The 24,481-nt window shown below is 64.5% G+C and carries 22 protein-coding genes; 13 read left to right on the forward strand and 9 right to left on the reverse strand.

Features of this window, described 5'->3' with window-relative positions; all coding sequences use genetic code 11:
* Positions 1–507: 507 nt before the first annotated feature.
* On the reverse strand, positions 508–1,320 hold the full coding sequence (locus tag BMW49_RS21285; protein WP_069519753.1) for a helix-turn-helix domain-containing protein: 813 nt from the start codon (positions 1,318–1,320) through the stop codon (positions 508–510).
* 160 nt (positions 1,321–1,480) lie between these two features.
* Between BMW49_RS21285 and BMW49_RS21290 the strand changes: the two genes are divergently transcribed.
* The 9 genes from BMW49_RS21290 to BMW49_RS21330 all read left to right on the forward strand — a co-directional run bounded on the left by BMW49_RS21290 (position 1,481) and on the right by BMW49_RS21330 (position 11,292).
* Positions 1,481–2,923 (forward strand): alanine/glycine:cation symporter family protein, encoded by a 1,443-nt coding sequence (locus tag BMW49_RS21290; protein WP_069519754.1) that lies wholly within the window; start codon positions 1,481–1,483, stop codon positions 2,921–2,923.
* Positions 2,924–3,092: 169 nt separating this feature from the next.
* On the forward strand, positions 3,093–4,085 hold the full coding sequence (locus BMW49_RS21295; protein ID WP_069519755.1) for an asparaginase: 993 nt from the start codon (positions 3,093–3,095) through the stop codon (positions 4,083–4,085).
* Between the two features lie 257 nt (positions 4,086–4,342).
* Complete coding sequence (locus tag BMW49_RS21300; RefSeq protein WP_170829061.1) at positions 4,343–4,798, forward strand: GNAT family N-acetyltransferase; 456 nt, start codon at positions 4,343–4,345, stop codon at positions 4,796–4,798.
* A gap of 288 nt (positions 4,799–5,086) precedes the next feature.
* The gene (locus BMW49_RS21305; RefSeq protein WP_069519756.1) at positions 5,087–5,533 is read left to right on the forward strand and encodes an Lrp/AsnC family transcriptional regulator; all 447 of its coding nucleotides are present in this window, start codon (positions 5,087–5,089) and stop codon (positions 5,531–5,533) included.
* Positions 5,534–5,898: 365 nt separating this feature from the next.
* A complete protein-coding gene (locus tag BMW49_RS21310) occupies positions 5,899–6,993 on the forward strand; it encodes a TRAP transporter substrate-binding protein (protein WP_069519757.1) in 1,095 nt (364 codons plus the stop codon).
* Positions 6,994–6,997: 4 nt separating this feature from the next.
* A complete protein-coding gene (locus BMW49_RS21315; protein WP_069519758.1) occupies positions 6,998–7,519 on the forward strand; it encodes a TRAP transporter small permease subunit in 522 nt (173 codons plus the stop codon).
* Complete coding sequence (locus BMW49_RS21320; RefSeq protein ID WP_069519759.1) at positions 7,516–8,841, forward strand: TRAP transporter large permease; 1,326 nt, start codon at positions 7,516–7,518, stop codon at positions 8,839–8,841. The genes BMW49_RS21315 and BMW49_RS21320 overlap by 4 nt, the downstream gene beginning before the upstream one ends.
* A gap of 21 nt (positions 8,842–8,862) precedes the next feature.
* A complete protein-coding gene (locus BMW49_RS21325) occupies positions 8,863–9,699 on the forward strand; it encodes a sulfite exporter TauE/SafE family protein (RefSeq protein ID WP_069519760.1) in 837 nt (278 codons plus the stop codon).
* A 9-nt stretch (positions 9,700–9,708) separates the two neighbouring features.
* Positions 9,709–11,292 (forward strand): gamma-glutamyltransferase family protein, encoded by a 1,584-nt coding sequence (locus tag BMW49_RS21330; protein ID WP_069519761.1) that lies wholly within the window; start codon positions 9,709–9,711, stop codon positions 11,290–11,292.
* Positions 11,293–11,418: 126 nt separating this feature from the next.
* Here BMW49_RS21330 and BMW49_RS21335 read toward each other — a convergent pair whose 3' ends face one another.
* From BMW49_RS21335 to BMW49_RS21345, 3 genes are all read right to left on the reverse strand, one after another.
* Positions 11,419–11,814 carry a RidA family protein gene (locus BMW49_RS21335; protein WP_069519762.1) on the reverse strand — a complete coding sequence of 132 codons (396 nt, stop codon included), beginning with the start codon at positions 11,812–11,814 and terminating at the stop codon, positions 11,419–11,421.
* Positions 11,815–11,877: 63 nt separating this feature from the next.
* Entirely contained in the window at positions 11,878–12,786 is a 909-nt protein-coding gene (gene glsB / locus BMW49_RS21340) for a glutaminase B (RefSeq protein ID WP_069519763.1), read from the reverse strand.
* Positions 12,787–12,875: 89 nt separating this feature from the next.
* Positions 12,876–13,775, reverse strand: coding sequence for a homocysteine S-methyltransferase family protein (locus tag BMW49_RS21345; protein ID WP_069519764.1), 900 nt, complete (start codon positions 13,773–13,775; stop codon positions 12,876–12,878).
* 111 nt (positions 13,776–13,886) lie between these two features.
* Here BMW49_RS21345 and BMW49_RS21350 point away from each other — a divergent pair, with 111 nt between their 5' ends.
* Together BMW49_RS21350 and BMW49_RS21355 are read left to right on the forward strand one after the other, a co-directional pair.
* Positions 13,887–14,708, forward strand: a complete 822-nt coding sequence (locus BMW49_RS21350; protein WP_069519765.1) for an ABC transporter substrate-binding protein — start codon at positions 13,887–13,889, stop codon at positions 14,706–14,708.
* Entirely contained in the window at positions 14,705–15,538 is an 834-nt protein-coding gene (locus BMW49_RS21355) for an amino acid ABC transporter permease (RefSeq protein WP_069519766.1), read from the forward strand. Before BMW49_RS21350 ends, BMW49_RS21355 begins: the two co-directional genes overlap by 4 nt.
* Before the next feature lie 183 nt (positions 15,539–15,721).
* Here BMW49_RS21355 and BMW49_RS21360 read toward each other — a convergent pair whose 3' ends face one another.
* The 4 genes from BMW49_RS21360 to BMW49_RS21375 all read right to left on the reverse strand — a co-directional run bounded on the left by BMW49_RS21360 (position 15,722) and on the right by BMW49_RS21375 (position 20,652).
* A complete protein-coding gene (locus tag BMW49_RS21360; RefSeq protein WP_069519767.1) occupies positions 15,722–16,024 on the reverse strand; it encodes a P-II family nitrogen regulator in 303 nt (100 codons plus the stop codon).
* A 1-nt stretch (position 16,025) separates the two neighbouring features.
* Positions 16,026–16,967 (reverse strand): sodium-dependent bicarbonate transport family permease, encoded by a 942-nt coding sequence (locus BMW49_RS21365; protein WP_069519768.1) that lies wholly within the window; start codon positions 16,965–16,967, stop codon positions 16,026–16,028.
* 403 nt (positions 16,968–17,370) lie between these two features.
* Positions 17,371–19,182, reverse strand: coding sequence for a sodium-extruding oxaloacetate decarboxylase subunit alpha (gene oadA, locus BMW49_RS21370; RefSeq protein WP_069519769.1), 1,812 nt, complete (start codon positions 19,180–19,182; stop codon positions 17,371–17,373).
* A 51-nt stretch (positions 19,183–19,233) separates the two neighbouring features.
* On the reverse strand, positions 19,234–20,652 hold the full coding sequence (locus tag BMW49_RS21375; protein WP_069519770.1) for an acetyl-CoA carboxylase biotin carboxylase subunit: 1,419 nt from the start codon (positions 20,650–20,652) through the stop codon (positions 19,234–19,236).
* A 187-nt stretch (positions 20,653–20,839) separates the two neighbouring features.
* Here BMW49_RS21375 and BMW49_RS21380 point away from each other — a divergent pair, with 187 nt between their 5' ends.
* Together BMW49_RS21380 and BMW49_RS21385 are read left to right on the forward strand one after the other, a co-directional pair.
* Complete coding sequence (locus BMW49_RS21380) at positions 20,840–21,793, forward strand: LysR family transcriptional regulator (protein ID WP_069519771.1); 954 nt, start codon at positions 20,840–20,842, stop codon at positions 21,791–21,793.
* Positions 21,794–21,838: 45 nt separating this feature from the next.
* Complete coding sequence (locus tag BMW49_RS21385) at positions 21,839–22,510, forward strand: GntR family transcriptional regulator (protein ID WP_069519772.1); 672 nt, start codon at positions 21,839–21,841, stop codon at positions 22,508–22,510.
* Positions 22,511–22,581: 71 nt separating this feature from the next.
* Here the strand turns inward: BMW49_RS21385 and BMW49_RS21390 are convergent, their stop codons facing one another.
* On the reverse strand, positions 22,582–24,195 hold the full coding sequence (locus tag BMW49_RS21390) for a L,D-transpeptidase family protein (protein ID WP_083251776.1): 1,614 nt from the start codon (positions 24,193–24,195) through the stop codon (positions 22,582–22,584).
* Positions 24,196–24,481 lie beyond the last annotated feature (286 nt).

Below are 24,481 nucleotides of genomic sequence, written 5' to 3' on the forward strand. Positions count from 1 at the left end.
GCGGGCAAGATCAAGCAGCAAGTGGTAACCGCCGTCGCACGGGAACTGGCAGGGTTCATCTGGGCCATCGCCTGCGAGGTTGCGGGCAAGGCACACGGCAGTAAGGCAGTGGCATGACCACGTCTCAGTGGCTTCGGTTCAGGGGGTGGAGGGCCGGTGAGGAGAACCCCTGGCGCTCCTATGTGGCGTCCTCTTCCGGGAGGACAGACCCACGACCGTAGAGAAGGGCAGCTCCGCGACGAAGTGAAGTCAGGTCGGTAACCAACCCACGCATATCAGAGTGATCCACCGTCGCCAAATCGCCCTCCACCCCCTGAACCGAAGCCATTGATGGAAAAGAGCAAAGCGAAAGAATAGACCCATAGTTGACAGGTCAATCCATATCAGGAGTCGCGCCCCGCGACGAATAGAAACCATCGCACAATCCCACAAGCACCCAACCGCTTCGCGCCGAGGCGGCGCTCCTACAAAAAGCGACAGATGATTCGTCTGGCGGCACTAGGTGTCTCACTCGATCTCGAACAAGCCATCACGCAACTGCGCGCCGCTCAGGCGTTGGCGGATGTCGTCGTCGATGCGCGGATCGTCCGGTGGGTAGAGCATCACCTGGCGATAGGCGTTGACCCGGTTGATCTCCGCGCCCAGGTACTGCCAGACCACGCGGGTGCAGGCCGGGGTACGTCGGTCGCCGCTGGAGACCCCGGTTTTCAGGCCGTTGAGGCGGGTGATGCGGCTTTTGAAGCTGGGGATGAGGATGGTCTGGCTCATCTCGTTGCCGGTCAGCGACTCATAGTCGATAAGAAACAGCCGGTCCTGCAGGTAGAACGCCGCGCCCAGGTAGCGGCAGCGCACCCAGTCCTCGGCGGTGCCGCCACGGGCACGCTCCTGCCGCTCCTGGCGTTCGAATACATAGCTGCCGCGGTCCTCGCGCAGGTGCACCAGCGACAGCAACACCTGCCCCGGCACCGACATGCAGTTGGAGTACTCGAAGTAGTAGCCGCAGTAGCGCGACAGCGAGCTGGCGTGCTCACGCAACGGGGCGAACAGCTCGAGTAACGGATCACCCGCCGCGACTGTCTGCTGGTCGTTGCCGCGGGCGCCGACCAGGCGCGCAAAGGCATCGGCCGGCAATGCCAGCTCGTGGGCCTCGACGCCGAAAAAATCGCAGATGCGCTTGAGGTTGTGTACCGTCGGCCGGCTCTGCCCGGCCAGGTAGCGGTTGAATTGCGCGCGGTTGAGGCCGAGCTTGCGGCAGACCTCGGCAATCGAGCGGTAGTGGCTGCACAGCAGTTTCAGGTTGGTGCCGAGGGAATCGGACATAGGACCGCTCCAGGTGATGCGCGTGACGCGATTCTAGCAGCAACTCGCACCAAAACGATGCGACCTGCGAAATTGCCCCGCGAGGCCTGATCGCGAACCATTCGCCAACCGCACGACGGTCCGCTTTCCAACCAAAACAACAAGAGAGAGACGCCCTCCTATGCTCGACCTCCTTAACGACCTTATCTGGAGCAAGTTGCTGATCGTCATGCTGATCGGCCTTGGTCTGTACTTCACCATCGCCTCGCGCTTCGTGCAGTTCCGCTACTTCGGCAGCATGTTCCGCATCTTCGGCGAAGCCTTCCAGCGCCAGCCCGGCCAGCTCAGCTCGTTCCAGGCCTTGATGCTCTCGGTCGCCGGCCGCGTCGGCGCCGGCAACATCGCCGGGGTTTCGGTCGCGATCATGCTCGGTGGCCCAGGCGCGATCTTCTGGATGTGGGTCGTGGCCCTGGTCGGTATGGCCACCAGCTACTTCGAGTGCTCCCTGGCCCAGCTGTACAAGCGCCGTGAGCCCGATGGCAGCTACCGTGGCGGCCCGGCGTTCTACATCCAGCACGGCCTCGGCCAGCGCTGGCTGGGTATCGTCGTGTCGATCCTGCTGCTGGTGACCTTCGGCTTCGGCTTCAATGCCGTGCAGTCCTACACCGTGGCCAGCTCGCTGCACGACACCTTCGGCCTGCCGACCTACGCCAGCGGCCTGATCCTGGCCGTGGTCATCGGCCTGATCATCTTCGGCGGCATCAAGCGCATCGCCAAGTTCGCCGATGTACTGGTGCCGATCATGGCGTTCTCCTACATCGCCATGGCGCTGGTGGTAATCGGCCTGAACCTGGGCGAAGTGCCGGCCGTGTTTGCGCTGATCTTCAAGAGCGCCTTCGGTCTGGAGCCAGCCTTTGCCGGCGGCATCGGCGCGGCCATCATCATGGGCGTGAAGCGCGGCCTGTTCTCCAACGAAGCCGGCCTGGGTAGTGCGCCGAACGTCGCCGCTGTTGCCGAGGTCAAGCACCCGGCCGCCCAGGGCATCGTGCAGTCGCTCAGCGTGTTTATCGACACCCTGATCCTGTGCAGCTGCACCGCGCTGATCATCCTGCTCTCGGGCGTGTACCAGCCCGGCACCGAATTGGCTGGCGTGGTGCTGACCCAGACCGCCGTGGCGGCCGTCGTCGGCGAGTGGGGCCGGGTATTTATCAGCGTGGCGCTGCTGCTGTTCGTCTTCACCACGCTGATCTACAACTACTACCTGGGTGAAAACGCCCTCGGCTTCTTCAGCGAAAAACGCGGCCCGGTGATGGTCTACCGCGTGCTGGTGGTCGGCCTGGTGCTCTGGGGCTCGATGCAGGACCTGGGCACGGTGTTCGCCTTCGCCGACGTCACCATGGGCCTGCTGGCGATCTGCAACCTGGTCGCCCTGGCGCTGCTGTTCAAGGTCGGCCTGCGCCTGATGCGCGACTACGATGCGCAGATCAAGGCCGGTGTCGAGTCGCCGGTATTCGATGCCCGTCAGTTCGCGGATCTCGATCTGGATGCCAAGGCCTGGGCCTCGACCGACCGCCCTGCAGCGGCCGCCCAAGACATGCCGCACACCGTCACCAGCCAGCGCTGAGTGATGCCGCGCCGGGGCACACCCGGCGCGTAACCCCCTTCTGCCCTCACCCAGCCGCTGACGCCTAGGCGCCGGCGTGCCTGGGTGCGCCTGGGCAACAGATCGGCACGGGATGACAGCCAGGCGCCGAGCCGGCACCATGCCCCTACTTGTTTCTGGAGACCTGCCCATGTCGGCAATCACAAAACTGCTGGTGCTCTACACCGGCGGCACCATCGGCATGCAAGCCACGGCCGAGGGCCTGGCCCCGGCGTCCGGCTTCGAGGCCCGGCTGCGCGCGCAGCAGAATCTGGAGAACCCGCCGCGCCTGCCGCAGTGGACCTTCCGTGAGCTGCTGCCGCCGCTCGACAGCGCCAACATGAACCAGAGCCACTGGCTGGCCATGGCCGCCAGCATCCGCGCGGCAGTCGAAGAGGACGGCTGCGATGCCGTGCTGGTGCTGCACGGCACCGACACCCTGGCCTACAGCGCTGCGGCCTTGAGCTTTCTGCTGCTCGGCCTGCCGGTGCCGGTGGTGCTCAGCGGTTCGATGCAGCCGGCCGGCGTGCCAGGCAGCGATGCCTGGAGCAACCTGTTCGGCGCCATGCAGGCGCTGCATGACGGTGTGAGCAATGGCGTGCACCTGTTCTTCAACGGCGCGTTGATGCACGGCGCGCGCGTCAGCAAGCTGCGCAGCGACGCCGCCGATGCCTTCGCCGTACTGCCCCGCCCGCGCGAAGGTGAACGGGCCACGGCGATTCCCGCCGCGCTGGACTATCGCCAGCCGCGCCAGCCAGTGAACCTGGCCGTGCTACCGTTCTACCCCGGCATCCAGTCCACCCACGTCAGCGCGCTGCTGGCCAGTGGCGTGCAGGGCCTGCTATTGGAATGCTATGGCAGCGGCACCGGGCCGGCCGACGATGAGGCGCTGATGGCTGCGCTCGAAGGCGCCCATGCCCAGGGCGTGGTGCTCGCGGCGATCAGCCAGTGCCCCCACGGCGCGGTATCCTTTGGCGTCTACGCGGCCGGTAGCCGGCTCAGCCAGGCAGGCCTGATCTCGGCGGGCGGCATGACCCGCGAAGCCGCCCTGGGCAAGCTGTTCGCCCTGCTCGGTGCCGGCCTAGACCAGGCTGCCGTGGAACACTGGCTGGCCCTAGATCTGTGTGGCGAGCGCGTCGACTGACAGCCCTTGCAGCGCCGCGCTGTGCGCTACAGGCTGAAGCCTGTAATTTAAGGCGATGTCCCACGTTGGCTGTTGCCCCCATGCGCAGGCCATAACGCAACTTCACGTAGGAGCCCCACCTCGGGGCGAAGCGATTGTAGCCCTTGCGCAAAATCGGCTGCGCCCATGGCATTCGCCGCGGGGCGCGGCTCCTACGAGAAGCATCGACGCCGTGCAACACAGCACTGGGACAGTGCCTACTTTAAGGAGTGACTGCCATGCCCGTACGCATCCCCGTCGAGATCCGTCCACTTACCGCCGCTGACGAGGCCGCCTGGCTGCCGCTGTGGCAGGGCTATCAGCGCTTCTATATGACCGAGATCCCGGCCGAGGTCAGCGCCATGACCTGGCAACGCCTGCTGGATGCCGACGAGCCAATGCACGGCGCCCTGGCCTGGCACGAGGGCAAGGCGATTGGTCTGGTGCACTACCTCTATCACCGCTCGACCTGGACGGTCGGCGACTACTGCTACCTGCAGGACCTGTTTATCGACAAGGCGGTACGCAGCGGCGGTGTGGGTCGTCGGTTGATCGAGCATGTCTATGCCGAGGCGCGCGCCGCCGACTGCGCGCGGGTGTATTGGCTGACCCACGAGAGTAACAGCCGGGCCATGCTGCTCTATGAGCGCATCGCCGAACGCTCGGGCTTCGTGCAGTACCGCAAGCTGTTCTAGGGGCGCGTCACGAATCGGATGTCGGTCGATGTCATGTCGCGTGGGAGGGGCCGGGCGGCGTTCCGCTGGGCGGCATCCCGCTTTAGCCGCGATGCTTTCAGCGCTTTCAAGGATTATCGCGAATAAATTCGCTCCTACAAATTATGTGTGTCGCGATACTAGGCGCCCCCTTCGCGCCTACAGAGGTTGTCGCAAGCCGCGTTGCCGCGAACGCAACAGCAACAGCCCCCAGCGCTTGGCATGCAACCCGCATCCCTGGCGGTATCTTCCTCCGCGAAAACTGCCGCCATGAACAAGCTCGACCACGCCCTGCTGAGCATCCTGATCAAGGACTCACGCACCTCCTTCGCCGACATCGCCCGCCAACTCGACATCTCTCGCGCCCACGCGCGCACCCGCGTGCAGGCGCTGGTCGACAGTGGCGTGATCGAGAAATTTACCGCAGTGGTCAACCCGGAAAAGCTCGGCAAGGGCATCTCCACCTTCGTCGACCTGACCGTCGCGCCCCATGCCATCGAAGCCGTGGCCGAGCGCCTGGCCTCGACCATGGAGGTGGTCAGCCTGTACATCATGAGCGACCTGAAAAGCCTGCACATCCACACCTTGACCGACAGCTACGAGACCTTCGACGCCTTCGTACGTGAGCACATTTTCAACCACCCGGAGATCCTTACGGTCGACTGCAAGGCACTGATGACCCGGGTTAAACACAGACGCGGCGGCGCGCGTCTATAACCGAGCACGGGACGAGGGTGCCTTAAAACAGCGCCCTGCGCGTCCTCATGGTGCACAGCTGACATTCGTCAGCTCAGAGCAAGCTCAGCGGACCGATCGTATGCAAATGGTTTGGCACTGCTGACAAATGTATTCATTACCCCGCGCTGATTGACGATTCGTCGCCAGAAAAACCCTGGAGGCGCTTAATTTTTGTGCAACCGGGTCACTGACTAAAAATCGACAATTAAAAATAAACCCATATAAATCATTAGCTTAAATATAAATTTTGCCTGGCACGCGTGTTGCTCTAAGGCTTCCAGACCACTTTACATCCGATAGGCCATCCCGCTGATCGGAGCCACTGTGTAACTGGAGACCGCCCCATGAGCCTTAACCGTCGTAAATTCCTCGGTGCTGGAGCCATTGCCGCAGGTGCAGGCCTGACCCTGGGTGCCTCGGGCATCGCGTCGGCCAGCGAGAAAACCTTCAACTGGAAGATGACCAACGCCTACGCGCCCGGCTCGCCATTCTATGTGCAGGGGCCAGGCAGCCCGACCGACTTCTGCAAACGTGTCGAGGCCATGTCCAATGGCCGCCTGAAGATCCAGCACTTCGCCGCCGGCGAGCTGATCCCGGCGCTGGAAGGCTTCGATGCGGTGTCCAGCGGCATGGTCGAAATGAACGCGGCCAACGCCTTCTTCTGGGCCGGCAAGATCCCCGCTGCGCAGTTCTTCACCGCCGTACCGTTCGGCATGAACACCCAGGGCATGAACGCCTGGCTGTACAACGGCGGCGCCCTGCAACTCTGGGAAGAACTCTACGAGCCCCACGGCCTGGTGCCGATGCCCATGGGCAACACCGGCACGCAGATGACCGGCTGGTTCCGCCAACCACTGGAAAACGTCGACAGCCTCAAAGGCCTGAAAATGCGTGTGCCTGGCCTGGCCGGCAAGGTCTACAGCGAGCTGGGCGTGGCGGTGCGTTTGCTGCCCGGTGGCGAGATTTTCCCGGCGCTGGAGCGTGGGGTGATCGATGCGGCCGAGTTCGTCGGCCCGTTCCAGGACCGCCGCATGGGCCTGCACAAGGCGGCGAAGAATTACTACACCACCGGCTGGCACGAGCCGACCAACGTCACCGAACTGATCATCAACAAGAAGGCCTGGGAAACCCTGCCGGCCGACCTGCAAGCCATCGTGCGCATCTGCGCCCAGGCCTGCAATGCCGAGAGCCTGGCCTGGTCCGACGCAGTCAATGCCGATGCTCTGGAAGACCTGGTGACCAATGAAGGCGTGATCGCCAAGCCGCTGCCGGGCGATATCGTCACCCGCCTGCGCGAAGTGACCAACGACACCCTGGCCAGCATGGCCGCCGCCGACCCGGCGACACGCAAGGTGCACGACCACTTTATGGCGTTCCGCAAGAAGTACAGCACCTGGTCGGCCACCGGCGAGAAAGGCTTTATGGACCTGGGGGTTTGAGGCGATGTCTGCTGTGATCAACCGCCTTGAGCAGTTGGTCGAGACCCTGGGCGGCCTGGCACGCGGATGCGTGCTGGTGCTGGTCCTGTTGGTGTCGGCCAATGTGCTGATCCGCTATGGCTTTTCCGTGAGCCCGGTGGCCTTGCAGGAGCTGGAGTGGTTCCTGATTTCGCCCATCGCCATGCTCGGTATTTCCTACGTGCTGAAACACCGCGCCGATGTGCGGGTGGACTTTATCTACGAGAAATTCCAGCCGCGCACCCAAGCGGCGGTGGACCTGTTCAGCGCCCTGGCGACCTGCCTGATCGGCGCGTTCCTGGCCTGGGTCTGCTGGCATTACATGATGCAGTCCTACGCCATCGGCGAAGGCTCACCGGACCCCGGCGGCCTGCCCCATCGCTTTCTGGTCAAGGCCTTCTTGCCGCTGGGCTTTGCCCTGTTCGCCTTGCAAGGCATCGCCGACACCCTGCGCGCTATCAAGGGCTTGCGCACGCCCAACCCCACACCTGAGGAGGTCTTGCCATGAGCCCCAATGAATGGCTGGCTATCCTGATGGTCTTCGCCTTTTTCTCGATGATGATGGTCGGCGTACCGGTGGCCATTTCCCTGGCCGTGTCCGGTTTCGCTGCCGGCCTGATCGGCTTCGGCCCTATGCTCTTCAGCCTGCTGCCGGCGCGCATGTTCGGTGTGGTCAGCAACTACACACTGCTGGCGATACCGCTGTTTACCTTTATGGGGGTGATGCTGGAGAAATCCAAAGTCGCCGAAGACATGCTGGAGACGGTCGGCCAGGCCATGGGCGGCCTGAACGGCGGCATGGGCCTGGCTATCGTGTTGGTCGGCGTGTTGCTCGGTGCCTCCACCGGTATCGTCGGCGCCACCGTGGTGACTATCGGCCTGCTGACCCTGCCGGTGCTACTGCGCCGCGGCTACAAACCCAGCGTGGCCTGCGGCACCATCTGCGCATCCGGCACCCTGGGGCAGATCATTCCGCCGAGCCTGGTGCTGATCCTCCTGGCCGATATCCTCGGCGAATCGGTCGGTTCGATCTTCGCCGCGGCTTTTATCCCCAGCCTGATGCTCGCTGGCGTCTACGTCGTCTATATGCTGCTGCTCGGCTGGCTGCGCCCGCAGTGGGTACCGGCGATTCCAGCCGCAGAGCGTGCCCTGCTGAGCCGCAAACAACTGTGGAAGAACATCGCCAAATCGGTCCTGCCGCCGCTGCTGCTGGTGGTCTGCGTGCTCGGCTCGATCATCGGCGGCCTGGCCGCACCCACCGAAGCAGCCTCAATCGGTGCGCTGGGCGCGCTGCTTATCGCCGGCTGCGCCGGGCGCCTGAACCGCGACACGCTCAAGCAGACCCTGCACGGCACCCTGAGCATCAGCGCGATGATCTTCCTCATCCTGCTCTGCTCGCAGCCGTTCTCCCTGGCCTTTCGCGGCCTGGGCGGCGAAGCGCTGGTGCATGACCTGTTCAGCCTGCTGCCGGGCGGTGAGTTGGGGGCAATCCTGTTCCTGATGGTGCTGCTGTTCGTGCTGGGTTTCTTCCTGGAGTGGATCGAGATTTCCTACATCGCCCTGCCGATGTTCCTGCCGGTATTCATGGGCTACGGCACCGACATGGTCTGGCTGGCGATTCTGGTCGCGCTGAACCTGCAGATGTCGTTCCTCACGCCGCCGTTCGGCTGGGCGCTGTTCTTCCTCAAGGGCGTCGCGCCGCCAGGTATCAGCACCAAGGACATCTACATCGGTGCACTGCCGTTCGTCGGCCTGCAAATGCTCGCGGTGGCCCTGGTATTCGCCTTCCCCACCCTGGCGACCTGGCTGCCCAACGCCATCGGCTGGTAACCCTTACATAAGAGAACGCTTATGGAATTTTTCTCTGCCTACAGCCCGCTGTGGCTGGCCGGGCTGGTCTGCGCCCTGCTGCTGACCGGCGCGGTGGCTGGCATCCTCGCCGGCCTGCTCGGTGTCGGTGGCGGTATCGTCATCGTGCCGGTGCTGTACCACCTGTTCACCCTGCTCGGTATCGACCCCGAGGTGCGCATGCACGTCGCGGTCGGCACCTCGCTGGCGGCCATCGTGCCGACCTCGATCATCTCCGCCAGGGCGCACTACAAACGCGGCGGGCTCAAGCCGGAACTGCTCAAGCCGCTTATCCCCGGCACCCTGGTCGGCGTGCTGATCGGTGCGCTGCTCAGCGGCTACCTGAGCGGTCAGGTGCTGGCGGCGATCTTCGCCGTGATCGCCCTATTGGTGGCGCTGAACATGGCGGTCGAGCGCAACCTGAGCCTGCGTGACGGCCTGCCCGGTAAAGCCGGCACCGGTGTGCTCGGGGTGTTTATCGGCAGCCTGTCGACCCTGATGGGCATTGGCGGCGGCACCCTCAGCGTGCCGATCCTCAACGCCTGCCGCACGCCCATGCACATTGCCGTGGGCACCGGTGCCGCGCTGGGCGTGGTGATCAGCCTGCCCGGCGCCCTGGCCTACCTGATCAACGGCCTGGGCGCGGACAACCTGCCACCGGCCACCCTGGGCTACGTCAACCTGCTCGGCCTGGCCATGATCGTGCCGGTGACCATGCTCACTGCACCCTGGGGCGCGCGCATCGCCCATGCCATCAACGCGCGCCTGTTGCGCCGTCTGTTCGCCCTGTTTCTGGCCCTCACAGCAATTCGTATGCTGTTTGGCGCCTTTGCCCTCTGAGGATCGACCATGCTGAAAAGTACCCACGCCACCCGCGGCATGTTCGTCGCGCCCCATCACCTGGCCGCCCAGGCCGGCCGTGACGTGCTCAAGGCCGGTGGTAACGCCGTCGAGGCCATGGTGGCCGCCGCCGCCAGCATCGCTGTGGTCTACCCGCACATGAACGCCATTGGCGGTGACGGCTTCTGGCTGATCCACGAGCCGGGCAAAGCGCCGGTGGCCATCGACGCCTGCGGCAGCAGCGCAGCCCTGGCTGATCGCAGCTTCTACGCAGGCCTGGAGACCATCCCCAGCCGGGGCCCAACGGCAGCGTTGACCGTCGCCGGGACCATCGGCGGCTGGGCCAAGGCGCTGGAAGTCGCATCCGCATGGGGCACGCCGCTGCCGCTGCGCGACCTGCTCGCCGAGGCCATCGGCCAGGCGCGCAACGGCATCGTCGTCAGCCGCAGCCAGGCGCACCTGACGCGGGTCAAGTTCGAGGAACTCAAGGACGTGCCAGGCTTTGCCGACGTCTACCTGAGCGACGGCCAAGTGCCCGCCGAAGGCAGCCTGATGCAGCAGACCGCCCTGGGCGACACCCTGGCGCACCTGGCAGAAAAAGGCCTGGATGACTTCTATCGCGGCGAGCTGGCCACGCGCATGGCCGCCGAGCTGGAGCAACTGGGCAGCCCGCTGCGCCTGGCCGACCTGCAGGGCTACCAGGCCCAAGTGGTCACCCCGCTGCAGGTGCGCCTGGGCGACGCCACGCTGTACAACATGCCGCCGCCAACCCAGGGCCTGGCTTCGCTGTTGATCCTTGGCGTGTTCGAGCGCCTCAAGGTCGCCGAGGCCGAAGGCTTCGCCCATGTGCATGGCCTGGTCGAATCGACCAAGCAGGCCTTTATGATCCGCGATCGGGTGGTCACCGACCCGCGCCGCGTACCGGCTGACCCGCAAGGTTTTCTCGCCCCCGACAACCTCGACGCCCTGGCGGCGGCGGTCGACCCTGACCGCGCCCTGGAATGGCCGCGCCCGACTTCGCCCGGCGACACCATCTGGATGGGCTGCATCGACAACCAGGGCCGCGCGGTGAGCTTTATCCAGAGCGTGTACTGGGAGTTCGGCTCCGGCGTGGTGCTGCCGTCCAGCGGCGTGGCCTGGCAGAACCGTGGCATCAGCTTCTCCCTAGACCCGACCGCGCTGCAGGCGCTGGAACCGGGACGCAAGCCGTTCCACACCCTCAACCCGGCCCTGGCGCTGTTCGACGACGGCCGCGTGCTGAGCTACGGCACCATGGGCGGCGAAGGCCAGCCGCAAACCCAGGCGGCGGTGTTCAGCCGCTACCGCCTGGGCAGCGACCTGCAGGCCGCCATCACCGCACCGCGCTGGCTGCTGGGGCGCACCTGGGGCGACGTCAGCACCAGCCTCAAGCTAGAGAACCGCTTCCCGGCCGAGCTGGTCGAGCAACTGCGCGCCGCCGGCCATGTGATCGAGGTGCTCGACGAAGCCTTCAGCGACACCATGGGCCACGCCGGCGCGCTGCTGCGCCACCCCAGCGGCGTGCTCGAAGGCGCGGCGGACCCGCGCAGCGATGGCAGCGTTTGCGGTTTGTAAAAACCCTGTGCGAGCCATAACGCACACCTGTAGGAGCCCCGCCTCGGGGCGAAGCGATTGCAGCCATTCAGTGAAACCGATGGTGTACACCGCATTCGTCGCGGGGCGCGACTCCTACAACAGGCCCTATGGCCGACGCGCAATAAAGTCGATTTCCACCAGGGCATGGCGCGCCAGCCCGGTGGTGCCAATGCAGGTGCGCGCCGGGCGTTTGCCTTCGGGGAAATAGCTGGCGTAGACCGCATTGAAGCGCTCGTAGTCGCCATAGAAATCGGTGAGAAACGCCCGCGCCGAGACCACGTTTTCCAAACCCAGACCGAGACCTTTCAAGACCACCAGCAGGTTGTCGAAGGTCTTGTGGGTTTGCGCCTCGATACCCTCGGGCAGGGGCGCGGACTCGTTACCCGGATCGATGGGCAACTGCCCGGTGACAAACACCCAGCCGTCGGCTTCGCAAGCGTGGGAAAAGGGTGCAACCGGCGCCGGGGCAGCGGCGAACATGTGGTATTCAGGCAACGACATAAGCACTCCAGGGCTGATCAACGGGCATCGGCGCAGCACTGCACCGGCCCCTGTGACCATACCTCAGAATACCGACCAGCCAATGCGTTCGCTGAGCAATTCCAGCGCCTTGATCCCCGCCAGGGAGTTGCCCGCTGCGTTCAGCTCCGGCGACCACACGCAGACGCTGAACTGCCCCGGCACCACCGCGATAATTCCGCCGCCCACGCCACTCTTGCCCGGCAGGCCGACGCGGTAGGCGAAGTTACCGGCCTCGTCGTACAGCCCGCTGGTGGCCATGATCGCGTTGACTTGCTTGCTCTGCCGCGCGCTGAGTATCTGCTGGCCGCTGTGCTTGCAGAAGCCGTCGTTGGCCAGAAAGCAGAACGCCCGCGCCAGGTCGGCGCAGCTCATGCGCAGCGCGCAGTAACTGAAGTAACTACGCAGCACCGCTTCCACATCGTTGTGGAAATTGCCGAACGACTGCATCAGGTAGGCCGCCGCGGCATTGCGCGCGCGGTGCTGGTATTCCGACTCGGCCACGCGCCGGTCCACTACGATCTGCGGGTTACCGGCCAGGCGCCGGACAAAATCGCGCATCGATAATACCGGCGCGGCAAAGCGCGACTGGTTGATGTCGCAGATCACCAAGGCACCGGCATTGATAAACGGATTGCGCGGCTTGCCACGCTCGAATTCCAGCTGCACCAGGGAGTTGAACGGCTGACCGGAAGGCTCATGCCCCAGGCGCTGCCAGATGTCTTCACCGGAATGCTCGATGGCCTGCACCAGGCTGAACACCTTGGAGATGCTCTGCACGGAAAACGGCGTGTGCGCATCACCGGCGCAGTACAGCTCGCCGTCGTTGCTGTACACCGCAATGCCCAGCTGGTTGGCCGGCACGTCGGCCAGCGCCGGGATGTAATCGGCCACCTTGCCCTGCCCGATCAGCGGGCGGACCTGGTCAAGAATTTCAGTCAACAGTGCTTGCATGTTCAGGCTCGCGAGCAACCCCGGACGGCGTCCGGGCAGTGCCTGCTAGACGCACGGCGCCGGCGACAAAGCACAGCGCCGCGCACTGCTTAGCGCAGGCGCTCGGCCAACACCGTTATATGCTCCGGACCGATGCCACAGCAGCCGCCCAGGTGGCTGGCGCCGCGCGCACGCCAGTCGGCGGCCCACTGCAGGTAGCCGGGCGGGTCGAGGTCGTCGCGCAGCGGGTCGAGGCCGTCGTTGGCGGTGGCTTCTTTCGGTTGCGGCGGGAAGGCGTTGGCGTAGGCGCCGATGGCGACCTGCACGCCCAGGCGGGCGAAGGTCTCACGCGCTGCATCGATGGCCCCGCCGATCACTTCCGGCTGGCTGCAGTTGAACAGCAGCACCTCGACACCCAGCTCAGCAGCCACCGCCGCAGCCTCGGCCACCGGCTCGCCGGAGCGCAGGCGTGGCACCTCGTCAGTGTCTTCATCCTGCAGGGTGAACGACAGCCAGAAGGGTTTGCCATCGGCCGGCAAGCCGGCGCGGATGGCCCGTGCTTCGGCCGTGGCGCTCTGGGTTTCCGCCAGCCACAGGTCAACGTGGGGCGCCAGGCCGGCCACCAACGGAGCGAGCACTTCATTCACCCGGGCCGCGTCGAACAGGTCCGGGCGGTAGGAGCCGAACAGCGGCGGCAGCGAGCCGGCGACCCGCACCTGACCATCCGCGGCATCGGCGGCCTGACGCGCCAGGCGCCCGGCGGTGTCAGCCAAACCTTGGCCTTCAGCGGCAAAGCGCGCCTCGCCAATGTGGAACGGCACCACCGCATAACTGTTGCTGGTGATCACCTGGGCACCCGCGGCGATATAGGCCGCATGCACCGCCACCACCTGCTCAGGGGCCTCGCTCAGGGCCAGGGCCGACCACTCGGGCTGGCGAAAAGGCGCCCCACGGCGTTGCAGTTCACGGCCCATGCCACCGTCGAGAATGACTACCGAATTTGCGCTCATATGCTGCCTGCTTATATGTTTATGAAAAAAACTCACTATCAGAGCGTTCTCTATAACTATTTAATACGCCCGCCTCGGCGCTCCACAACCACTTTCGTACCAGGGATTCCCATGAAACTGCACACGCTACTGGCCTTGGGCCTCACCGTACTGGCTGCATCCACCCAGGCCCTGGCCGGCGCCACCCTGGATCGCGTCGAAAAAAACCAGGAAGTGGTCAGCGTGCTGATGGAGAGCTACCCGCCGTTTTCCTTCCTCAACGAGCAGAACCAGCTCGACGGTTTCGACGTTGACGTGGCCAAGGCCTTCGCCGAAAAGCTGGGCGTCAAGGTGCGCTTCGAGACACCGTCCTGGGACGTGATCGCCGCCGGCCGCTGGGGTGGCCGTTATGACATCTGCATCTGCTCGATGACCCCGAGCAAGGCGCGCGCCGAAGTCTTCGACTTCCCGGTGCAGTACTACGCCTCGCCGGCAGTGATCGTGGTGCACAAGGACCAGCAGGCCATCAACTCGGCCAAAGACCTCAGCGGCAAGAAAGTTGGCCTGGTCAGCGCGTCCAGCTACGAAAGCTACGTGAACAAGAACCTGGTCATCGAAGGCGCTGAAGACACCCAGCTGGAATTCCCCTTCGACAACGTCCAGGCCGCGCCTTACGACTCCGATAACGTGGCCTTCCAGGACCTGGCCCTGGGCGCCGGCGTACGCCTGGACGCGATGATCACCAACCTGGTCAGCGCCCAGCCGCGCCTGGATCAGGACGGCCGCTTCAAGCTGGCCGGCGCGCCGCTGTATGCCGAGCCCAACTCGGTGGCGATCGAGAAAGGCGATGCCGAGTGGGACGCCAAGGTCCGTGCGGTATTCGCCGAGCTGAAAGCCGACGGCACCCTCAGCGCCCTGTCGCAGAAATGGATCGGCGCCGACATCACTCAATGAGCCCCACCCCACAGTCGCCTCGCCCGGCCGAACCGCGCGAGGCCCCGCTGGCCCGCCTGTTCGGCTTTCGCACCCGCCTGTACCTGACCTGGGCGCTGATGCTCGCCCTGTGTGTGGCGTTCTTCCTGACCTTCGACCTGAAGTTCTCGATCATTCAGGAAAAGCTGCCGTTCCTGCTCGGCCTGCAACTGGCGCCCAACGGCTTCCTGCAGGGTGCGGCGCTGACCCTGTTCGTCTGCGTCTGCTCAATCTTCGCCTCCCTGGCCCTGGGCTTTGCCACCGCCCTGGCGCGGCTGTCGAGCAGCGCGGTGGCCTTTGGCATCGCCAGCTTCTACGCTTCGTTCTTTCGCGGCACGCCGCTGCTGATCCAGATCATGCTGATCTACCTCGGCCTGCCGCAGTTGGGCGTGGTGCCAGGCGCGATCACCGCCGGGGTGATTGCCCTGTCGCTGAACTACGGCGCTTACCTGAGCGAGATCTTCCGCGCCGGCATCATCGGCGTACCCAAGGGCCAGCACGAAGCCTCCCTGGCGCTGGGCCTGAAACCGGCGGTAATCTTCTGGCGGGTGACCCTGCCGCAAGCCATGCGCACCATCATCCCGCCGTCGGCCAACCAGTTCATTTCGATGCTCAAGGACTCTTCGCTGATCTCGGTGATGGGCGTCTGGGAAGTGATGTTCCTGGCGCAGTCCTACGGCCGTTCCTCGTACCGCTATATCGAGATGCTGACCACCGCAGCGGTGATCTACTGGCTGCTGTCGATTGGCCTGGAACTGCTCCAGGCCCGCCTCGAGCGGCATTACGGCAAGGCCTACCTGAACGCGCGTTAACATAGCGGCCCACATACCGAATCCGTAGGAGCGAATTTATTCGCGATGCTTTTGCTGTGTAGGCATAAACGAGCAATTGCAGGTATGTAGGCGCTAAAAAAGGTGTCCAGCCTTATACCCGCGAAATGCGTGACAGCATCGCGAATAAATTCGCTCCTACAGTCGCGCGTAGCGCTCAGCCCGCTAGAACTTCTCCGGGCGCAGCACTTCCACCTGCGACAGGTAACAGACCATCGCGTAGTCCGCGTAATACTGCGCCTGCAGATGGCTGGCGATGCGCTCGGCCAGCTCACGGTTGCAGATGATCTCCAGGCGGATATTGCCCTCGGCCTCCCAGCCGGCGCTGCGCACGCCACGGCCGCCGCGGCCACGGGCGTCGGAAATGGTCCAGCCAGGGGCGCCGAGCTGTTCCAGGTCGGTGACCAGCTTCTTCTCCAGCGCCGCTTCGGCGATCACGGTCAACAGGCTGCGGGTGTGTGCGTTCATCTCAAAGCCCCCAGGCGATCAGGCGCTCGCTCAGCGCCAGGTACAGCGGTATGCCGACCAGTATGTTGAAGGGAAAGGTAATGCCCAGCGAAGCCGTCAACGACAGTGACGGGTTGGCCTGGGGCAGCGCCAGGCGCATGGCCGCTGGTACGGCGATATAGGAGGCGCTGGCCGCGAGGGTGGCGAGTACCGCCGTGCCGCCCAGGGACAGGCCGATAAAGCGCCCCAGCAGCGCGCCGATCAAGGCGCCCAGCAGCGGCATCAGCAAGGCAAAGCCGAGCAGGCGCAGGCCAAACTGGCGCAGCGCGCCGAGCTGACCGGAGGCGATCAGGCCCATCTCCAGCAGAAACAGCGCCAGCACCGGTTTGAACATGCTGGTGTAGAACGGCTCCAGCGGTTTGATCGCCTCCTTGCCGGCCACCGCACCGATGATCAAACCGCCGATCAGCAGCATGATGCTCTTGCCCAGGAAGATCTCACGGCCCAGCTCGCCCCAATGGGTGTCGCGGGCAATGCCCTTGGCCAGGAGGATGCCGACCAGAATCGCTGGAATTTCCAGAATCGCCACAAACAGCGGCATATAGCTCTCGAAGGTGATGCCCTTGGCCAGCATATAGGCCACCACCACGGCGAAGGTCCCGGCGCTCACCGAGCCGTAGTGCGCCGCCACCGCCGCCGCGTTGACCCGGTCGAAGCGCAGCAGGCGCAACACGGCAAACGCCAGCACCGGCAAGCCGATACCCAGGGCCAGCACCCAGGCTGCCTGGCCGAGCAATTGCAGGCTGGCTTGAGCGGCCAGCTCCACCCCGCCGTGCAGGCCGATGGCGAGCAGGAGGATGATCGACAGGGTTTCATAGAGTGCCGGCGGCAGCTTCAGCTCGCTTTTCAGCAGCCCCGCGCACACGCCGAAGACAAAGAACAGCACAACCGGATCCAGGCCCATCTCACTCTCCGCAGCGTTAAGCGTTGACCTTGGAAACCCAAATTCGCAACGCAGTCACAATCGTTGCACCCGCCACTGGTGACAAGCTGTTGCAAACACTACGGGGGAGCCTGAGCTCGTAGGGTGCGCCGTGCGCACCGGCGCAAGCGTCTGCAACATTTATTAATTGGGCTATGTCCCAGTTCGGTGTTGCACGGCGCCGCTGCTTCTCGTAGGAGCCGCGCCTCGCGGCGAATAGCGGCCATTCAGCGGTCTATCAGATAGCCCACAAGCTTCGCGCCGAGGGCGGCGCTCCTACGGGATTCGCGTTTATGGTCTGCATGCGACTGCAACATTTAATTGGGAAATAACCTAAAAAAGAGGCGCCAACACCGGCCATAAGCCGGGTTGACGCCCCATGAGGTTAACCTTCGATTTCCACCAGCACCTCGCCCGGGTTGACCCGGTCGCCCTTGGCCACGTGCACCGCTTTGACCGTACCGGCAATCGGCGCCTGGACTTCGGTTTCCATCTTCATTGCTTCGCTGATCAGCACCGCCTGGCCGGCCTTGACCGGGTCGCCAACCTTGACCAGCACCTCGACGATATTGCCCGGCATGCTGGTGCTGACATCACCCGGCGCACTGGCGCTCTTGCGCTGGCTGCCCCCAGCGCCGCCGACGTAATCGTTGAGCGCCTCGAACACCACCTCTTCGGGCATGCCGTCGATCGACAGATAGAAGTGGCGCTTGCCGTTGCCTTTGACACCCACGCCGGTGATGTCCACGCGATAGCTCTCGCCGTGCACGTCGATGACGAACTCGGTCGGCACGCCTTCGCCACCCACCGGCGCCACACCACCGGCCTCGGGGATCGGCAGCAGGGCTTCAGGGGTCAGGGTGCCGGCGGCGCGCTCCTCAAGGAATTTACGGCCGATATCCGGGAACATGGCGTAGGTCAGCACGTCTTCTTCGCTGGCGGCCAGGGCGCCAACCTCGGCACGCAGGCGCTCAAGCTCCGGCTTGAGCAGGTCAGCGGGGCGCACATCGATGACCTCTTCGCTGCCGATCGCCTGTTTGCGCAGCTCGGCGTTGATCTGGCCCGGCGCCAGGCCATAACGACCCTGCAGGTAGAGCTTCACCTCGTTGGTGATGGTCTTGTAACGCTCGCCGGCGAGTACGTTGAACACCGCCTGGGTACCGACGATCTGCGAGGTCGGCGTGACCAGCGGCGGGTAGCCGAGGTCGGCACGGACCTTGGGGATCTCGGCGAACACTTCGTTGATGCGGTTCAGCGCGCCCTGCTCCTTGAGCTGGTTGGCCAGGTTGGAAATCATCCCGCCCGGCACCTGGTTGACCTGCACGCGGGTGTCGACGCCGGTGAACTCACTCTCGAACTGGTGGTACTTCTTGCGTACGGCGTAGAAGTACACGCCGATTTCCTGCAGCAGCTCCAAGTCCAGGCCAGTGTCGTAGGGCGTGCCGCGCAGGGCCGCGACCATCGACTCGGTGCCCGGGTGGCTGGTGCCCCAGGCCAGACTGGAGATGGCGGTGTCGATATGCTCGGCGCCGCTCTCGATGGCCTTGAGCTGGCACATGCTGGCCACCCCAGCGGTGTCGTGGCTGTGGATAAACACCGGCAGCTTGATCTCGGCCTTAAGCGCCTTGACCAGCTCGGCAGTGGCATAGGGCGTGAGCAGCCCGGCCATGTCCTTGATCGCGATGGAGTCGACACCGAGCGCGGCCATGGCCTTGCCCTGGGCGACAAAGGCATCGGTGGTGTGCACCGGGCTGGTGGTGTAGGCGATGGTGCCCTGGGCGTGCTTGCCGGATTTTTTCACCGCGCGGATAGCGGTTTCCAGGTTACGCACATCGTTCATCGCGTCGAAGATGCGGAACACGTCGATGCCGTTGGCCGCCGCCTTGGCGACGAAGGCTTCGACTACGTCATCGCTGTAATGGCGATAGCCGAGCAGGTTCTGCCCGCGCAGAAGCATCTGCAGGCGAGTGTTGGGCAGCGCCGCCTTGAGCTGGCGCAGGCGCTCCCAGGGGTCTTCCTTGAGGAAGCGCACGCAAGCATCGAAGGTCGCCCCGCCCCAGACTTCCAGGGACCAGTAACCCACGCGGTCGAGCTTGTCGCAGATCGGCAGCATGTCTTCGGTGCGCATGCGCGTGGCCAGCAGCGATTGGTGGGCATCGCGCAGGATGGTGTCGGTGACGTGAATCTTCTGGCTCATCTGTTGTTCTCCTGACCCGGTGTCAATCCGGGGCGCACGGTGCACGATTCGTCAAAGGTTGGCGTAGGCGGCAATGGCCGTGGCGATGGCGATGGCCAAATGCGACGGGTTGCGCTTGATCGAGTACTGGGTCAGTTCCGGGTGGCTTTCCACGAAGCTGGTGTTGAAGCGGCCACTGCGAAATTCCGGGTCGCGCAGAATTTCCTGGTAATAGGCGGCCGTGGTCTTCACCCCCTGCACGCGCATGTCGTCCAGCGCGCGCAGGCCACGGTCCATCGCTTCCTCCCAGGTCAGCGCCCAGACGATCAGCTTCAGGCACATGGAGTCGTAATACGGCGGGATGGTGTAGCCGGTGTAGATCGCCGTGTCGGTGCGCACGCCAGGCCCGCCAGGGGCGTAGTAACGGGTGATCTTGCCGAACGAGGGCAGGAAGTTGTTCTTCGGGTCCTCGGCGTTGATCCGGAACTGCAGGGCGAAACCGCGGTACTGGATGTCTTCCTGCTTGACCGACAGCGGCAGGCCGCTGGCGATGCGGATCTGCTCGCGGACGATGTCGATGCCGGTGATTTCTTCGGTGATGGTGTGTTCCACCTGCACCCGGGTATTCATCTCCATAAAGTACAGCTCGCCATCCTCGGCCAGGAGAAACTCCACGGTGCCGGCGTTCTCGTAGCCCACCGCTTTGGCGGCGCGCACCGCCAGGTCGCCGATATAGGCGCGCTGCTCGGGGGTCAGCTGCGGGCTGGGGGCGATCTCGATGAGCTTCTGGTTACGCCGCTGGATCGAGCAGTCACGCTCGTACAGATGCACGGTGTTGCCAAAGCTGTCGGCGAGAATCTGCGCCTCGATATGCTTGGGGTTGACGATGCACTTCTCCAGGAAGACTTCGGCACTGCCGAAGGCCTTGGTCGCCTCGGAGATCACCCGTGGGAAATTCTGCTCCAGCTCCTCGCGCGAGTTGCAGCGGCGAATACCGCGCCCGCCGCCACCGGAGGTGGCCTTGAGCATCACCGGGTAACCGATGCGGTCGCCTTCGGTGAGGGCTTCAGCGATGTCGACGACGTTGCCTTCGGTGCCCGGCGTGACCGGTACGCCGGCCTTGATCATGCTGCGCCGCGCTTCGGTCTTGTCGCCCATGCGGCGGATCACTTCGGCCGACGGACCAATAAACTTGATCCCGCGCTCGGCGCAGATATCCGCCAGCTCGGCGTTCTCCGAGAGAAAGCCATAACCGGGGTGCAGCGCGTCGCAACCGGTCTCGACCGCCAGGTTCACCAGTTTGCGCGGGTTGAGGTAGCCGGCCAGCGGATCGTCGCCCAGGCCGTAAGCTTCGTCGGCACGCTTGACGTGCAGGGCATGGCGGTCGGCATCGGCGTACACCGCCACCGAGCGCACGCCCATCTCGGCACAGGCACGCACGATGCGCACTGCAATCTCGCCGCGGTTGGCGATCAGGATTTTCTTGATCACGAGCCTAAAGTCCTTGATCACATGAACAGGCGGCCGAACCCTCCGGCCAGTCGCGCCCCGCTGCAGTACCAGGGCGTGGGGCCTACCCTACGCCGGGGCATGGATTAACCAAAATCAATATTTATTGGGCTAGCCATAAGTAAAGACTTATAGTTGTGCGCAAACCTCCCCGGCGAGATTCCAGGCAATGCGCAAGTCGTTGTTACGCATGACATTTCGTCAGCTGCAGATTTTTCGCGCGGTGTGCGATAACCGCTCGTACAGCCGCGCAGCCGAGGAAATGGCCCTGACCCAGCCGGCCGTAAGCCTGCAGATTCGTCAGCTTGAAGAGCTGGTGGGCCAGCCGCTGTTCGACTATGTCGGCAAGAAGCTCTACCTCACCGATGCCGCCGAAGTGCTGCAACGGGCCAGCGCCGATATCTTCGGTCGCCTGGAGAGCCTGGACATGCAGTTGACCGACCTGCAGGGCTCGCTGCAGGGCCAGCTGAGCCTGGCGGTGGAGTCCAGCGCCAAGTATTTCGTGCCGCACCTGTTCGCCGCGTTCCGCCGCGAGTACCCGGAAGTCAGCCTGCAACTGACGGTGGTCAACCATACCCAGGCCATCAGGCGCTTGAGCGCCAACCGCGACGACCTGCTGATCATCTCCCAGGTGCCGTCCGACATGGACCTGGAGTTTCTGCCCTTTCTCAACAACCCGATCATTGCCGTGGCGCCTGCCGACCACCCCCTGTGCAGCCAGCCAAGCCTGCACCTGCAGGACCTGACCGGCTGGCCGCTGCTGGTCCGCGAGCCCGGCTCCGGCACACGCCGGGCCTGCGAAGAGTACTGCCACCAAAAACGCGCGCACTTCGCCCAGACCCAGGAAGTCGGTTCCATGGAAGGGCTCTGCGAAGGCGTGATCGCCGGCCTGGGCCTGGCCCTGCTGCCCCGTCATGCGGTGCGCCGCGAGCTGCAGACGGGGGTATTGCGCGAGCTGCCGGTGGTCGAGCTGCCGCTGCTGCGCAGCTGGTGCGTGGTGCACCCGCGCGGCAAGTACCTGTCACCCGTGGCCCAGGCGTTTTTTACCTTCGTGCGTAACCAGCGCACGCAGATTGGCGCGCTTGCCGAGCATTTCGGCGGCGCAGGAAATTCACCGCAATAATTTCGTATAAGATATCCAAAACCTGTCCTGACTCGGTACACCCGCGTGCCTTTACCTCGATTCAATGCGCCCAACCTGGGCATCGCGCCCTCTGCCTCGGAGGTCATCACCAAGCATTTGCGTGAGGCCATCGTCGCCGGCCACTTCGCTGAAGACGAGCCTATTCGCCAGGACGACATCGCCAAGCTGTTCAACGTCAGCAAGATCCCTGTGCGCGAAGCCCTGAAACGCCTGGAGGCCGAAGGCCTGGTGATGTTCCAGCGCAACAAGGGCGCGGTGGTCACGCGGATTTCCGAACCGGAACTGGCGCAGATGTTCGAGGTACGCATCCTCCTCGAGGACAAAGTGCTGCGCCTGGCCATCCCCAACATGAGCGAAGAAACCTTCACCCGTGCCGAACGCATCTGCGACGAATTCATTGGCGAAAACAACATCGGGCGCTGGGCCGAGCTCAACTGGGAACTGCATGCCTGCCTTTACGAGCCGGCGCAACGGCCGTTTCTGGTCGGGCTGATTCGCTCCATCCACGACAAGCTGGAGCGCTACCTGCGCCTGCAGATGAGCCTGTCGGAGGGCAAGGACCGCGCCGACCACGAGCACCGCGAGATCATCGCCGCCTGCCGCGCCCGCGACATCGAGCGCGCCGTAACGCTGCTCGACGAGCACATCATCGGCGTCTGTCGCACCCTCTACGAGCACCTGCCGGAACACCGTTAGGGCCTTGTAGGGTGCGCCGTGCGCACCAGCTCAGCGGCGGCTCTTGGTGCGGCGCACCCTACTCTGCTCATCTAGATCCGGTTGGACGCCTCCAGCGCCTTGAGCAGGCGCGCGTCATGGCCGTAGATATCCGGGCGGAACTGCACCTGACCATCAGCGCCGACCTGGGCGGTCCAGTAGGCCATCAGAATCGGCACCGGCCGCGGCAGGTTCGCCCGCAGGGTTCGCCCGCTCTCCCATTGCCGGGCAATACGCGCGCGCTCACCCGGCGTGGCCTCGGCAAGCAGGTGCTCGACCAGTTCGGTGACGCGCTCGATGCGCACGCAACCGGAGCTGAACAACCGTGGCAGGTTGTCGAACAGGCGCTGGCTCGGGGTGTCGTGCAGGTACACCGAGAACGGATTGGGGAAGCGGATTGCCACCTTGCCCAGCGGGCTGTGGGCGCCCGCATCCTGGCGGATCATCACCCGGCCGGGGCGCTCCCAGTCGACGCTGCGCGGGTCGACCGGGTTGCCGTCGTAGTCGATCACCCGCATATGGTTGGCCGCCAGATAGCCGAGCGCATCACGGCGCAGTTCCGGCAGTTTGTCTTCGCGCAGGATGGTCGGCGGAATCGTCCAGGTCGGGTTCAGGGTCAGGTGGGTAATCGATGAGCGCAGCAGCGGTGTCGGCCGGGCTGGGCGACCGACCTGGGTGCGCGCCTGCCAGACCGCCACGCCGTCGCGCAAAAACATCACCTCGGCCCCCGCTACATCGATCAGCACACTGGTGGGTTCGAGTGTCCGCGCCAGCCAGCGCATGCGCTCGAGGTTGATGCGGATCTGCTGCATACGCTCGCTTGCCGAGTGGTTCAACTCCGCCAGGGTGGCCGGGCCGACCACGCCATCGGGCTTGAGCAGGTGATCGCGCTGGAAGGCCTTGACCGCCTCCACCAGAGCCGTGCCGTACACCGGGCCGTCCTCGCCGAGGAACAGCGCCGAGCCCTGGGACAGATCACCGCGCACCTGCAGACGCTGCTCCAGCAGCGGCACCCGAGCATCCACCGCACCGGGGCGCAACAAGCTGCCACTGGGTATCGCCAGCCATTGCGGCAGCGGCTGGCGGCGCAACGCGGCATAGCGCTGGCGCAGCTCGCGATAAGGCGCGAAGGTCGGGCGCGCCTGCTCGAAGGCGTCGGCCGGCGCGGCCAGTCCGGCATGGGCGATAGCCAGCAAGGGCGCGTGATTCGGCGCCTCGACACTGTCTTGCGGTTGCCAGAGTGGCTCGACACGGGCCTGCTCCAGACGGCCGTAGGCCAGGTCGCGCAAGGCCTGCAAATACGCCGTGGACGCCAACACCTCGATGCAGGCCGACAAGGTGGCCGAGGGCTGCTCGACCGCCGCCAGCGTTCGCAGCGGCTCCAGGTGATAGGCGCGCGGCTCCAGCCCGTCGTCTGCCAGGTCCTCAAGCTGCACCAGCAGTGCCTGCAGGCTGGGCTCGTTCCATGCCGGCTGAGCGCCGCGCAGCAAATAAAAGGGCTGCAACCACTCCAGGTCGCTCGCCGACAGACTCAACGCAGGCGACACACAGGCCAGGCTGGGCGCGGCAAGCTGTTGCTCAAGGGGGCTGAGCGGCTGGTCTTCGGCCAGCGCCAGAGGTGCAATCAAGGCCAGCGCCCAGACAATGGATAAGTCGCGATAAAACACAGCACTGCTCCAGATATAAGACCGACTAGTGTCGCGACACGAATCAAATGTCGGTAATGCCAGGTCACGTGGGAGGGGCCGGGCGGCGTTCCGCTTTAGCCGCGACTTCTGTAGCGCTTTCAAGATATATCGCGAATAAATTCGCTCCTACAGAGAGATGACCTGTGTTGCGACGCTAGCCTGCTAGATGACAGCCTGTCGGATTCGTCCATGGCTCAGGGGAATCGGCCAGATGGGCTGCTAGACTCGCAGGCTTGACTACGCATTGCCTGGCGTCAGTGTGAGG

Source organism: Pseudomonas cuatrocienegasensis (assembly GCF_900110925.1).
GTDB classification, from domain to species: domain Bacteria; phylum Pseudomonadota; class Gammaproteobacteria; order Pseudomonadales; family Pseudomonadaceae; genus Aquipseudomonas; species Aquipseudomonas cuatrocienegasensis.

What these genes read in the sequence shown, in the direction of transcription:
- BMW49_RS21285 (WP_069519753.1), bottom strand. Translation starts at nt 1,320, where the DNA reads ATGTCCGATTCCCTCGGCACCAACCTGAAACTGCTGTGCAGCCACTAC.
- BMW49_RS21365 (WP_069519768.1), bottom strand. Translation starts at nt 16,967, where the DNA reads ATGGGCCTGGATCCGGTTGTGCTGTTCTTTGTCTTCGGCGTGTGCGCG.
- BMW49_RS21310 (WP_069519757.1), top strand. Translation starts at nt 5,899, where the DNA reads ATGAGCCTTAACCGTCGTAAATTCCTCGGTGCTGGAGCCATTGCCGCA.
- BMW49_RS21325 (WP_069519760.1), top strand. Translation starts at nt 8,863, where the DNA reads ATGGAATTTTTCTCTGCCTACAGCCCGCTGTGGCTGGCCGGGCTGGTC.
- BMW49_RS21350 (WP_069519765.1), top strand. Translation starts at nt 13,887, where the DNA reads ATGAAACTGCACACGCTACTGGCCTTGGGCCTCACCGTACTGGCTGCA.
- BMW49_RS21300 (WP_170829061.1), top strand. Translation starts at nt 4,343, where the DNA reads ATGCCCGTACGCATCCCCGTCGAGATCCGTCCACTTACCGCCGCTGAC.
- BMW49_RS21360 (WP_069519767.1), bottom strand. Translation starts at nt 16,024, where the DNA reads ATGAACGCACACACCCGCAGCCTGTTGACCGTGATCGCCGAAGCGGCG.
- BMW49_RS21320 (WP_069519759.1), top strand. Translation starts at nt 7,516, where the DNA reads ATGAGCCCCAATGAATGGCTGGCTATCCTGATGGTCTTCGCCTTTTTC.
- BMW49_RS21315 (WP_069519758.1), top strand. Translation starts at nt 6,998, where the DNA reads ATGTCTGCTGTGATCAACCGCCTTGAGCAGTTGGTCGAGACCCTGGGC.
- BMW49_RS21335 (WP_069519762.1), bottom strand. Translation starts at nt 11,814, where the DNA reads ATGTCGTTGCCTGAATACCACATGTTCGCCGCTGCCCCGGCGCCGGTT.
- oadA (WP_069519769.1), bottom strand. Translation starts at nt 19,182, where the DNA reads ATGAGCCAGAAGATTCACGTCACCGACACCATCCTGCGCGATGCCCAC.
- BMW49_RS21355 (WP_069519766.1), top strand. Translation starts at nt 14,705, where the DNA reads ATGAGCCCCACCCCACAGTCGCCTCGCCCGGCCGAACCGCGCGAGGCC.
- BMW49_RS21305 (WP_069519756.1), top strand. Translation starts at nt 5,087, where the DNA reads ATGAACAAGCTCGACCACGCCCTGCTGAGCATCCTGATCAAGGACTCA.
- BMW49_RS21295 (WP_069519755.1), top strand. Translation starts at nt 3,093, where the DNA reads ATGTCGGCAATCACAAAACTGCTGGTGCTCTACACCGGCGGCACCATC.
- BMW49_RS21345 (WP_069519764.1), bottom strand. Translation starts at nt 13,775, where the DNA reads ATGAGCGCAAATTCGGTAGTCATTCTCGACGGTGGCATGGGCCGTGAA.
- glsB (WP_069519763.1), bottom strand. Translation starts at nt 12,786, where the DNA reads ATGCAAGCACTGTTGACTGAAATTCTTGACCAGGTCCGCCCGCTGATC.
- BMW49_RS21290 (WP_069519754.1), top strand. Translation starts at nt 1,481, where the DNA reads ATGCTCGACCTCCTTAACGACCTTATCTGGAGCAAGTTGCTGATCGTC.
- BMW49_RS21330 (WP_069519761.1), top strand. Translation starts at nt 9,709, where the DNA reads ATGCTGAAAAGTACCCACGCCACCCGCGGCATGTTCGTCGCGCCCCAT.
- BMW49_RS21380 (WP_069519771.1), top strand. Translation starts at nt 20,840, where the DNA reads ATGCGCAAGTCGTTGTTACGCATGACATTTCGTCAGCTGCAGATTTTT.